This window comes from Oribacterium sp. Sow4_G1_1, assembly GCF_052116105.1.
Lineage (GTDB): Bacteria > Bacillota > Clostridia > Lachnospirales > Lachnospiraceae > Oribacterium.
This window is the reverse complement of sequence record NZ_JBQKLS010000013.1, coordinates 1-12,921: the sequence shown is the minus strand read 5'-3', so window position 1 is coordinate 12,921 and position 12,921 is coordinate 1. Positions and strand designations below refer to the sequence as shown.

General features: G+C 40.7%; 9 protein-coding genes. 8 read left to right on the top strand and 1 reads right to left on the bottom strand.

The features are described from left to right. Positions 1–62 precede the first annotated feature (62 nt). Positions 63–1,475 carry an ATP-binding protein gene (locus tag ACTQ52_RS09095; protein ID WP_441982426.1) on the top strand — a complete coding sequence of 471 codons (1,413 nt, stop codon included), beginning with the start codon at positions 63–65 and terminating at the stop codon, positions 1,473–1,475. A 479-nt stretch (positions 1,476–1,954) separates the two neighbouring features. Here ACTQ52_RS09095 and ACTQ52_RS09090 read toward each other — a convergent pair whose 3' ends face one another. Then, on the bottom strand, positions 1,955–2,251 hold the full coding sequence (locus ACTQ52_RS09090; RefSeq protein WP_441982425.1) for a type II toxin-antitoxin system RelB/DinJ family antitoxin: 297 nt from the start codon (positions 2,249–2,251) through the stop codon (positions 1,955–1,957). Between the two features lie 486 nt (positions 2,252–2,737). On the opposite strand from ACTQ52_RS09090, the gene ACTQ52_RS09085 reads away from it, so the two are divergent. The 7 genes from ACTQ52_RS09085 to ACTQ52_RS09055 are packed head-to-tail and all read left to right on the top strand — an operon-like array spanning position 2,738 to position 12,827. Further along, positions 2,738–4,456: a phosphoadenosine phosphosulfate reductase domain-containing protein gene (locus tag ACTQ52_RS09085; protein ID WP_441982424.1), complete on the top strand. Its 1,719-nt coding sequence runs from the start codon at positions 2,738–2,740 to the stop codon at positions 4,454–4,456. Between the two features lie 16 nt (positions 4,457–4,472). Beyond that, positions 4,473–5,360, top strand: coding sequence for a DUF4007 family protein (locus ACTQ52_RS09080; RefSeq protein ID WP_441982423.1), 888 nt, complete (start codon positions 4,473–4,475; stop codon positions 5,358–5,360). Between the two features lie 7 nt (positions 5,361–5,367). Next, positions 5,368–9,000, top strand: coding sequence for a restriction endonuclease subunit S (locus tag ACTQ52_RS09075; RefSeq protein ID WP_441982422.1), 3,633 nt, complete (start codon positions 5,368–5,370; stop codon positions 8,998–9,000). Between the two features lie 10 nt (positions 9,001–9,010). Then, on the top strand, positions 9,011–10,156 hold the full coding sequence (locus tag ACTQ52_RS09070) for an aminotransferase class V-fold PLP-dependent enzyme (protein WP_441982421.1): 1,146 nt from the start codon (positions 9,011–9,013) through the stop codon (positions 10,154–10,156). Between the two features lie 4 nt (positions 10,157–10,160). Next, positions 10,161–12,338, top strand: coding sequence for a DEAD/DEAH box helicase family protein (locus ACTQ52_RS09065; protein ID WP_441982420.1), 2,178 nt, complete (start codon positions 10,161–10,163; stop codon positions 12,336–12,338). Next, positions 12,322–12,483 carry a hypothetical protein gene (locus ACTQ52_RS09060; RefSeq protein WP_441982419.1) on the top strand — a complete coding sequence of 54 codons (162 nt, stop codon included), beginning with the start codon at positions 12,322–12,324 and terminating at the stop codon, positions 12,481–12,483. Before ACTQ52_RS09065 ends, ACTQ52_RS09060 begins: the two co-directional genes overlap by 17 nt. Before the next feature lie 23 nt (positions 12,484–12,506). Beyond that, positions 12,507–12,827: an AAA family ATPase gene (locus ACTQ52_RS09055; RefSeq protein WP_441982418.1), complete on the top strand. Its 321-nt coding sequence runs from the start codon at positions 12,507–12,509 to the stop codon at positions 12,825–12,827. The last annotated feature ends 94 nt before the right edge of the window (positions 12,828–12,921 follow it).

The following is a 12,921-nucleotide window of genomic DNA, read 5'->3' as shown; positions in this document are numbered from 1 at the left end:
CATCGATAATATAATCCAAATTATCATAATTCAAATTATATTAATTAAGAAAGGCGGACTATATGGACTTCATCGGGAGAGCGTCAGAGCTCGCGACGCTGAATGCGGAATATACGCGAGAGAGTGGTTTCGTCATCGTGTATGGACGGAGACGGGTCGGAAAAACGACGCTGATCAAAGAATTCATAAAAGATAAGCGTGCGTTTTATTTTCTGGCGACGACGGAAAGTGAAGCACAGAGCCGGAAGCGCTTTGCCTCCGTCCTTTCACGTGGCATGAATAATCCGATGCTCGCGAAAGTCACGTTCGATGACTGGCTGGATCTGTTTCAGCTGGTAGCAGACGATCATCCGGATGAAGAAAAGGTTCTGGTCATCGATGAGTTTCCCTATCTCGTGAAAACGAACCCGGATTTTCCGTCGATACTGCAGAATGCATGGGATGAAATACTGAAAGACCACCATGTGATGCTCATCCTCAGCGGCTCACTGATCAGCATGATGAAAAAGCATGCCTTGTCGTATGACAGCCCACTCTATGGACGAAGAACCGCGCAGATTCGCCTGATGCCGCTGCCATTTACCGACGTATACGTAACGCAAAACATGTCCTTTGAAGATACCGTCATGCAGTATGCCATCACAGGCGGCGTGCCGAAATACATGGAGCTCTTTCAGCCGGACGAGCCACTGATCGAGCAGATTCAGCGTGTGATACTGTCGAAAAACGGTTTCCTCTATGAAGAACCGGATTTCCTTCTGAACGAAGAAGTGCAGGCGCCGGTGAATTATTTTTCTGTGCTCAAAGCAATCTCAGACGGAAACCACAAGCTGAGTAAAATCGGTCTTAGCATCGGACAGGAAAGCTCTGCGATCACACCGTACCTGAAGACGCTGATGGACCTCGGATATGTCGCGAAACATGTTCCGATCACCGAGAAAAATCCGGAACGTTCCCGAAAAGGCCTCTATTATGTGAACGATAACTTCATCCGATTCTGGTTCACCTATGTATATCCTTTCAAAGGAGAGCTGGAACTGGGAAATCAGCAGATCGTGCTGGATCAGATGGAAAAAGACTTTCAGCAGAAGTTTGTGGCCTTTTCCTATGAAAGCATCTGCCGCGATATTTTCGCAGAACTGTGCCGCAGACAGCAGATCGAGTTCACACCATCCCGCATCGGTGCATACTGGTGCAACGACCATGAAGACGACACCGAAATCGATGTGGCTGCCGTAGACAACCGAAACAGACGTCTGTTCCTCGGCGAGTGTAAATACCACCAGAAGCCGGTAGATGTCGCCGTGTACGCATCCCTGCAGGAGAAAGCCAAATCTCTAGATCTGGCAAAAGCCTTTAAGGATTACGAAATCATCTATGGACTCTTCTCAAAAAGCGGATTCACAGACCGCCTGACCAGCATCGCAGAAGAGAATCCACGGTTTCTACTGATACAGGAAGATCAGCTTCTCTAGCTTCGAAGAGTTATAAATACAGCACTGGGTTGTTAATATAATTCAAATTATCATAATCCAAATTATATTAACCACCCGGCGCTGCTATGTCTTCGGCCAATGCCTCCGCCCCTTACATCATCGCTCCGCCGGTGCGCAGCAGTGCCCGAAAGTCAGCGCGCCCGCGCCTCCCGGCAGTCGATGAAGATTCACACTCAAAACTGACCCGGGTCAATTTTAAGTGTGAATCTCACCGTGAAATAACCGCACAGAAACCTGTACAACAGCCAGAAAAAAATAAGCCCCGACGCAGACGTCACTGTCCGCCCGGAGCTGCCATATTATTCCACGTCATCTTACGATAAAGATATAATTTCTACCAGTATTATCCTGAAAGTTCTGTTGATATCTATACTGTCATGCTTTTTAAAGCCTTCAACTGATCTCGTTTCGCATAAATCACATTCAAAATATAAAGCGAACCAGAAGACTCATCAGCTTTACTTCAAGCTCCTTTCCAGATCATCAAATACATCATCCATAGCTCTGCCCTGCTTTGCAATGGACTGCCTATCGCTATGCTGAAGCTTAGTGTCCAGTTCCGCATCAGACATGCTATCGATGGTTACAGGCTCGGCAGGTATCGTCAAAGAAAAAGGAACACCATGCCGATAAATAATCTGCCGATAAAGAGAATTGATTACGACCGAAACAGGAACACCTAATTTCTGTAAGATATCTTCAGCTTCAGTTTTTACATCCAACTCTACACGAGCACTTACGGTTGAATCCTTCATGCAATTCACCTCCTTTTCTTCAATTGTAATTCGATGTACTGCAAAATGCAATACAGAATACGACTGCTGTATGGAAATATCCACAGTGGATCAGTACATCCTCCCGCGATTCACTGTGGGTATTTTTATGCCAGGGCCAATACCTCCGCCCTCCACATCATCGCTACGCCGCCGACCGACCACGGGCTTAACAGTAATTCCTGCAAGCTCCGGTTTTGAGAATTCCGTAATGGGGGCAGATCTATATACTTGTGGTGAGCGAAAAATTTCATTCTAGAAGTGCAAAAAAATGCCATATCGGTGTGAGATAACTACAGCAACAGATGATAGAGAGGGAATGATCAGATTTTAGTGCAAAATAGGTTGCTCGATAATCTGAGAAAGAACATTTTCGTGATATTATAGTAGACAGTGCGACTTATGAGATGTGATGTCAAAATGGCTTGTGAGTGCCTATAGAATTAGACTTTTTGGAGCTTACTATAAATGTGGTGTAGAAATTGCAATATAGAAACAAATGAAGAAATCTGCCCGGTATGTGGAGCAAAAACCGAGGAAGATATCCCGGCTGAAATATACTGGTGCGATCATTGTGAAATACCGATCATAAAGGAAACGAGGGCAGTTGATAAAGGAATCTGCCCTCTTTGTGGTGCAAAGACAAAATACATGACCACAGATATTCGCCCGGTATTTCCGGAAGAGCGACTTTTGTTTGAGCTGATGACAAAGAAAAAGCCGGGAACCTACAAGAAGATGTCGATGTGGGCTGCTAAAAATCGTATTTATGTTAACGGCAAGGGTATCGCAATTACGAGCAAAGAATACAGAGAAGCGGATATAGAGGAACTTGTTGAAGGCCTGAAAGAAAATAAAAATGTAAATGATGATGCCTATGAATATTTTGATGTATTCATCGATCGGTTTTGCCGAGCGAATAAAGTACGGCTAGATTATCTTATCGACGAGGCGTCACATTTTGTTAGAGAGACGGCTGAAGATTTTCCACCAGAACAGTGGGTGATTTCGTTCTCGGGTGGTAAAGACAGTACGGTGACGGCTGATGTTGTCGTGAAAGCGTTGAGCGACCCAAGTATCGTGCATATCTTTGGAAATACAACACTTGAGTTCCCTACAACGATAGAGTATGCAGAGCGATTTAGAAAGAATCATCCTCACGCAATTTTTGAAATTGCAAAGAACTATGAGCAGGTTTTTATGGATGTCTGTGAAGACATCGGGCCTCCAGCGAGAATGATGCGTTGGTGTTGCTCTATGTTTAAGACGGGACCGATTACGAGAGTTTTAAATAATCTATACCGTAATGAGCAGGTTCTTACTTTCTATGGCATCCGTAAAGCGGAGTCTTTAAGCAGAAGTAAGTATGACCGAGTATCGAACAGCGAGAACGTGAAAATTCAAAAGCAAACGGTTGCAGCGCCGATTTTCTTTTGGAAAGACATAGATATCTGGCTTTATATCTTCTCGGAGAAAATCGATTTTAATGACGCTTATCGTTTCGGATATGAGCGTGTAGGTTGCTGGCTCTGCCCGAATAATAATCAGAGAGACATTTTCCTCTCAAAGATTTATATGCCGGACAGATATAAAGACTGGCATGAGTTCTTGATTCGTTTTGCCAAGAAGATAGGAAAGCCGGACCCTGAGGAATATATTGATTCCGGTGCGTGGAAGGCACGGCAGGGTGGTAATGGATTAAAGGCAGCGGGCGACGTAAAAATAAAGTTTACGAACTGTACAGCAGAAGATCATGCAAAGATTTATAGCCTTGTAAGACCATTCGACGACGAGCTTGTCGGAATGTTTGTGCCATTTGGGCGTGTTGCACCAGAACTTGGTAGAAAACTATTGCACGAGGTCATCGTTCTTGACAATCGAACGAATGTGCCGATCCTTTCGATTCAGCCGTTTAGCCAGGATGGATACGAATATGCCGTAAAGATTCGAACTATGAATGTGGCCGACCATGATGCATTACAGAGACAGTGCGCTTATCAGGTACGAAAATTTAACGCATGTCGAAAGTGCCTGAAGTGCGAATCAGTATGTAAAGCTGGAGCGATTTCTATCATGGGAGACACATACTACATTAACCCGAATAAGTGTGTGCATTGTAAGATGTGTGTTACGCCAAAATATCTTGCCGGCGGTTGTATGATGGATAAATATTTGAGAACCAAATAATTGGAGGATATATAGCATGGCAATTAAAATCCGTGCACATGAGACATTCTTTATTCGTAAGGGATGGCTTAGTAAAGGAATGAAGTACGTAAGTAAGGATGAAGAAGTTTTCATTTCAAAAACGCAAAACCCACAGGATACCCTCGGACTTGGCTCAAACATGGTGAAGTCTCTTCGATACTGGATGCAGGCAACAGGGCTTACAAAAGAACCCTCGACAGGAAAACGAGTGCAGCATCTGACAGAATTTGGTAAGAGTGTATTCGAAAATGATCGATATATAGAGGAGCTAGGCACGCTGTATCTTCTTCAGTATAAACTTGCAAGCAATCAGTCTCTTGCTACATCGTGGTACTACTTTTTTAACGAATTCTCTATGACGGAATTTAAAGAAGAAGAATTCGTTTCCGAACTGCAGGCATATATTTTGATGCAGGGAGAGCAGGTATCTACAAAGTCAATGGCAGATGATTTTAATTGTATCATCGGCACTTATGTGCCACGGTATAAAGCGAAAGCATCTGGAAAAGTCGATCCTGAAAGTAATATTGATTGTCCTTTGGGCGAACTCGGACTTATCGATATTTTGAATAAAGAAAAGCGAATCTATCGTAAGGCATCACCGATGGCTAATACTTTTGATCCATGGGTCGTTCTAGCGGTACTGATGGATCAGGCTGGAAACCGTAACGATATAGGTCTTAATGAACTATTGACTGCACCAAATAATATTGGGCGTATTTTTAATTTTGATGTAATTGGAATGCTTGATGCTCTGCATGAAGCGGAAAAAACAGCTGCGGTTAAAATTATTCGAACCGCAGGTCTTGATATCGTCAGAATTAATAAGCATTACACGTTTCAGGACTGTGTAGAAAATTATTATAAAAAGATAAAGGGGTAATTCACTCATGAGTAAAATGATAACTACGGCTCCGGGATTCCAGAGTTCAGTAAATATCGCATACGACTTAAATGATGATAGTAAGTTGAAAAGCTATATCCCTACGAAGGCAGCGCTGAAACTATTAGAGGATGTATTGCTTAGTACATATCCGGATTCTAATGCACGTGCGCGTATCCTGATCGGTGCTTATGGCAAGGGCAAATCACATATCGTACTTATGATTCTTTCCATCCTTATGAAGAAGAATCTGAGTCTATTTGAGCAGATGATGCCGAAGGTAAAGAAGGACTATCCTCAGCTTTATCAGCTAATTAAGAATTACTATGCAAGCGATAATAAATTATTGCCAGTTGTCATTACAGGTAGCAGCACTAGTCTTTCACAGGCTTTCCTCCTTGGCTTACAGAGAACACTTGAAGAGAATGAACTGATGGATATTATGCCGGAGACAAGCTTTAAGGCAGCAGTCAGTGTCATCATCCGATGGAAGAATGAGTATCCAGAAGTATTTGCAAAGATGGAAGAAATGCTTGAAGTGGATTCGGATATTTTTATTAACCGTTTGATGAAATATGATCCAGTTTCGTATGAGCAGTTCGAAAAAATATATCCACAGCTTACGGCTGGAAGTACGTTTAATCCGTTTGTTGGATTTGATGTAAATGAACTTTATGAAAATGTCGTAAAGAGCCTGAAAGTAAAGGGCTTCAGTGGTATTTACGTGATCTATGATGAGTTTAGTAAGTACCTTGAAAACAATATCGTTGAAACAACCAAGCGTGATACGAAGACGCTTCAGGACTTTGCGGAAAAATGTAATCGTAGTGGTAAGATGCAGCTTCACCTTATGTTGATTTCACATAAGGAGATTACGGCGTATATTGACCGCGTTTCTAAAGAAATGATTGATGGATGGAGAGGTGTGTCAGAACGATTCATCCATGTATATCTCAACAACAACTTTACGCAAACATATGAGATTATTGCGTCTGCGATCATCAAGAATGCTGGGTTGTGGCAGGAATTTGTTAAGATGCATCAGCATGAGTTTTCAGAGCTCTATACTCGATATGCCGGGCATCCGATCTTTTCAGATACCACGAATGAAGGTGTTGAGCAGATCATTTATGAATGCTATCCGCTTCATCCGGTATCCACATTTATACTGCCGAGACTATCAGAACGTGTCGCGCAAAATGAGCGCACCCTGTTTACGTTCATTTCATCAAAAGGAGACTCGACACTATATTCTTTTTTAAATGATGCGGAAGATATATTCGGAGTGGTTACCCCGGATATTATTTACGACTACTTTGAGCCATTGCTTCAGCAGGAGGTTTATTCTGGCAACCTCCATAAATACTATGTATTGACGACCACCATTCTAAATAAGATTGATAGGAACTCACTTGAAGGCAAGATCGTCAAGAGTATTGCACTTATTTATATTCTTGAGCAGTTTGAAAAATTAAAACCGACGAGTGATGAACTGATTGGCATATATTCAACCTCATACAGTCCGAGTGAAATCAAGGTGGCCATTGATAATTTGATTGATAAGGAATATGTCATTTATCTTAAGCGTAGCAATAGCTATCTGAAACTGAAGGAAACATCCGGTGTGGATGTAAAGGCAGAGATCAGGAAGCAGATTGAAAAACAGGGATCTAAAATTAATGTAAAGAGTATTCTGAATGAGTCAAACTTTGATAATTACATGTATCCTTCTCGCTACAATTATGAGAAGGAAATGACGCGCTTTTTCGCTTTTGAATTTATTAATGCAAAAGAGATTGCGGAAGATACGGACTGGAATATCAAAAGTGAAAATGTCTCTGCGGATGGCATCGTATATGGCATTATTTCGAATGGATCTGGAGAGATAAATGAAACAATTCGCAAGGTTAGAAAAACCAGTAAGGGATGCCAGAAGGCGGTATTTGTTATCCTCCGAAAGTATGCAGAAATAGAAGCTATTGTCCGAGAATATAGTGCCGTTGATACCCTTAAAAAGATGGCAGTGGATGATCAGATTCTATTTAATGATTACGAAGTCGTCTATGAAGATATGCGAGACGTTATTCGAAATTATATTAATAAGTACACGCATCCAGAGACTATGGAAGCTATGTACTATTACGAGGGAGAGTTTGTAAAGATTCGGCGTAAGAGCGACCTTACAGAACTTTTATCTTGTATTTGCGATAAGATGTACTGCTATACACCGGTTGTGAATAATGAGGTTATCAATAAGAATAACCCGTCCGTACAAGCTGTAAATAGTGCAAACAAAGTTGTCGCAGGACTTCTTCGGAATGAGCTTGAGCCGAGTCTTGGGCTGGTTGGTAACGGTCAGGAAATCTCGATTATGAGAAGTACGCTTATGAATACAGGAGTACTTACAGAGGAGAATGGCCAGACCAAAATCAATTTACAGCCGAGTGATGACGCTCTCAGAAATATGCTTGGAATTATCGTGAATTTCATCACGAGCGCTAAGGGAACAGAAAATGTAAAATTTGAAGATTTGTATGAGGCGCTGACAACAGATCAGTATCACATCGGCATGCGTCGTGGACTAATACCGATTTATTTGGCCGCAGTACTGCACGAATTCAAAAAAGAAGTTGTCATTTCTGACCGAGTAGGACAGATCCCGACTTCTGTCGATGCGGTTATCCAGATTAATAGTGATCCTAAACTGTTTTCTTTAGCTTATCTTGATTGGAATTCTGCAAAGGATGCCTATGTGAAATCGCTCGAAGCTATTTTTGGGGATTGCGTTATTGATGTGGAAAAAAATGTCAATGGATACGACTATATTGTTTATGCGATGAAGCGTTGGTATATGGCGCTTCCGAAATATGCGAAGGAATTCCGAAAAGATGCGGATGGGAAGCCGGTAAACGAAAAGTACCGTACTTTTATTCTTGAATTAAAGAAGAATAGTGGAAACATCGACTTCTTGTTTAAGAAGATTCCAGAGATTTTCGGATATGACACCGTTGAGAATAATGAAGAGTTGGTCAGAGATATCACTGAAATGAAAAAATTCTATGATGATGCACTTCATGTTCTCATAGCAAAAATGGCAGCCTTCGTAAAGGAAACGTTCGCAAGCAGAATAGATGTTAAAACCTATGAGAAAATGTCGTTGGGATCGGTTGTAAAAGACTGGTGTGAGCAGCTCGACTCATCCGTGTTTGAACAGCTATTCGGAAATGGTACCGAAAGGTGTCTTGATGTTTTTAGAAATGGAACAAATGATACAGTAGAGTTAGTTAGAACTCTAGGAAAGACTGCGACAGACCTTCGGCTTGAAGACTGGGATAATGATGTGATTTCACTCTTCAAGAATAATATGGTCAAGTACAAAAAAACGGCAGAAGGTTTTCATAAAACAGAAGAGGTGTCTGGGGCGGATAAGAAAGCAACTGGGGAAGCATCGACATATGAACTTGCTTTTACAGATGATAACGGCAACACGACAACAAAGCGCTTTAATAAGGTCGAGGAAAGTCGCCGCGCGAAACTTCTTTACAATAATGTGCGTTCACAGTTAGAAGCGATGGGACAGTCAATTACGGATCAAGAGAAGCGCCAGGTATTGATGGAAATCTTAAAGGAACTCTGCTAAAGGGGGACGTATGGCATATTTTGATAATGCTGCGACAACTTATCCAAAGCCACAAGAGGTCTATGATTTCATGGACAGCTTCTACCGTCACAACGGCGGTAGTGCTGGCCGCGGAAATTATAGTATGGCTGCATCTACAGGAAACTTGATTGCTGATACGCGAGAGGAAATACAGAAGCTGTTTCACTGCCCTGCAAAACAGGTAGTGTTTGAGCCGACGGCGACCATCGCACTTAATATCATCATTCAGGGTATGATTAAGAAAGGTGCAAAAAATATTTACATCACGCCGTTTGAGCATAATGCGGTGACCAGAACACTGCACAGCTTTGAGAAAGATGGTAAAATCACAGTAACTGAACTGTACGTGGACAAAGATCTATCTTATGACATTGAGCGCATAAGATATCAGTTTGATAAGCTGAAGCCAGATTTCGTCATTGCAACCCATGCAAGCAATGTGATCGGATTAGTTGCACCGGTTGAAGCTATTTTTGAGCTTGCAAAAAAATATGAAGCCATCACTCTCGTAGATATGTCTCAGAGTGCAGGTTTAGTAGATTGCAATGTGGGTTTACAAACATTTGACTTTGCTGTATTTGCCGGACATAAGACACTATATGGACCAACGGGCTTGTCTGGATTTGTAATGAATCCATCGATTGAGCTTCCTGCGGTGTTTTTTGGTGGAACTGGATATGAATCAGCTAATCAAGATATGCCAGAATCCATCCCGCAGAGATTTGAATTCGGAACGCTCAATACCTCCGGTGTTGCGGGACTTAATGCTGCGCTCAAATGGATAGAGAAAACAGGCATAGAAAATATATGGAACAGAGAAATGGAGCACAGGTCAAAATTAATTGAAGTGCTTTCTCAGTATCCGTTCATCAGAATAATCGGTAACGAAACGGGTAGAAAATATGTTGGAATCGTTTCGGCTGTTATCGATGGCATCAGTAGCGATGTGGCTGGCGGAATATTTAATGAGCAGGGTATTTCAGTGCGAACCGGACTCCAATGTGCACCATATACACACAAGTATCTTCATACGTATCCCGCTGGAACAATTCGTTTTAGCGTAAGCTACTTTACAACGGATGAAGATTTTGAAGAGTTACAGCAGGCATTAGACTATATAGAGGATAATCTATAAGATTATGAGCTTCTTAGAATTAAATATTAAAGATGAATATAGATCGTTAGAAGACGATATAGTAAAAGATTTTTATACGCCGGTATTAAAACAGTCGAAAAAGTATCAGAGAGCGGTTGGCTTTTTTTCATCATCGGCATTAATAGATATTTCTAGGGGGATAGCTGCGCTTGTAAAGAATGGAGGAACGATAGAACTCATAGCATCACCAAAGATTTCTGAAGAAGATGTTGTTGCTATTGAGAAGGGGCTTAAACTTAAAGATGATGTTATTCGCGATAGTCTGATATCACAAATAACAGAACCCAAAAATCAATATGAAAAAGATCGAATTAATTTTCTGATAAATCTAATTGCTGCAGGAATTTTATTGATAAAAATCGCGATTCTAGATGATGACAGTCGCATGGGAATGTATCATGAAAAAATGGGACTGATGTATGATAGCGATGATAATATTATTGCCTTTTCGGGCTCCATGAATGAAAGCGATACTGCGTTTCTCCATAACTATGAATCAATTGATGTGTTCAGATCATGGACGAATGAGGCGAATAGGGTCAATAATAAAAAATTAGCTTTTGAAGCCATATGGGATAACTATGAGCCGCGTATGCAAACAATGGAATTTCCGGAAGCTGCAAAGAGAAAATTATTCAAATATAGGGAAAATGATCGAATAGATTTAGGGATAGATAATCCCGTTGAGTATCAGATGAATAGTAAAACGATATACGTCTCAGAACCTATAAAAAGTGTTCCACGAATACCAAAATTCATAAAATGGTATGATTATCAAAACCAAGCCACTGCAAAATGGCAGGAAAATGGCTATGTTGGTATTTTTGATATGGCGACAGGAACAGGTAAGACATATACGGGATTAAAGGCAATTGTAGAGTTATATGAACACAGGAAAGCGCCCCTTGCAATTTTTATAGTGTGTCCATACCAGCATTTAGTTACACAATGGGTTGAAGATATAAGACAGTTTGGAATGAATCCTATCATATGCTTTTCCACATCCAGTCAACCTCGCTGGAGAGAGCGTTTAAAAGATGCATGCTTATCGTTAGAGATAGGGTTGACGGATCATTTCTGTGCGATATTTACAAATGCAACGTTTTGTACAGATTCTATTGCGAGTATCATAAATCGCGTTAAAGGCCAAGCTGTTTTGGTCGTAGATGAGGCACATAATTTTGGTGCAGAGAATTCAAGTAAATATCTTGATTCAAAGATTCCGTATCGGTTAGCCCTTTCGGCCACGCTAGAACGCCACGGCGATGATATAGGGACAAAAAGGTTATTTGACTACTTTGGTGATAAGTGCATTGAATACACGTTGAAAGAGGCAATCAATAACGACAAATTAGTGAGATACTATTATCATCCTGTTTTAGTGAGTTTTCAACCGGATGAACTGATAGATTATATTGACATATCTAAAAAAATAGCATCGGCAATTATGGCTGGAAAAAAGGACGAACCTAGTGAATATGCTAAGAAGCTAATGATAAAAAGAGCTAGGATGGTTGCATCAGCGAGAGAAAAAGTTGAGCGCTTGGTTGAAGTTATGGAGCCATTCAAAAAAGATAGTCACATGCTTGTATATTGCGGCGCAACTACGGTTAGAGATGTCGATTTTTCTGAAGATAGGGCACCGGAGGAAGAAAAGAAGCAAGTTGATGTTGTCACAAATCTATTGGGAAATAGTCTTCAAATGAAAGTGGCGAAATTCACATCAGAAGAAGATGAAGTAACGAGAGAAGTACTGAAGAAAGAATTTGATGAAGGAACGTCGCTACAGGCCCTTATCGCAATTCGGTGCTTAGATGAAGGAGTAAATATCCCGAGTATTAGGAAAGCGTTTATTTTAGCTAGTAGTACAAATCCAAAGGAATATATCCAAAGACGTGGGCGTGTTCTTCGTAAATATAAAGGGAAGACATATGCAGATATATATGATTTTGTTGTTTCTCCATTGCCACTTGAGCTTGTAAATCACTATGATGAAGATACTGTACGACTTTCAAAATCATTGGTTAAAAGAGAGATTATAAGAATGAAAGATTTTGCAGATATTGCAGAAAATTCAAGCGTGGCAGATGAACTAATTTATGATCTAATTGAGCAATACGATATTGATTTAGAGGAGGCGTCAAATGAACCAGAGTATTGATATTGATGAAGAAAAACTTGACAGGATGAAATATAAAATTCTTCAAGCAGAGAATGATAATAATAAAACAAAAGATCTTACGCCGGGGCAAATGGTTGCGAAAATTAAACAAATAATTATACATGAAGCAAGTCGAAAAATGTAAGAACTTTTTGGAGGGGTAGGGGTATGTTGATTAAGTCACTTTATTATAAAAACTTTCGACAGTTTAAGGGTGAAAAGACAATAGAGTTTTCATGCGATCCGAAAAAGAACGTGACAATCATTTTGGGAAATAATACATTTGGAAAAACAACACTTCTTCAGATGTTTAATTGGTGCTTTTATAATAGAGCGATTTTTAATGACAATCCTAACTTTTTATTAAATCTAGAATTAAAATCCCAAATGTATAACGGTGATTCAAATGAAGTTATGGTGGAAATTCTTCTTATACATGAAGGAAGAGAATATACGATTAATAGAAGGCAGGTGTTGCTGATTTCATGAGCTGTCACGGAGCTGCTCTCATGAGCTGTCGCTGAACTGCTCAACTTTGCGTCATGAATGTCGTATGGGTTATCGCCGCCGGAGATCACCTTCG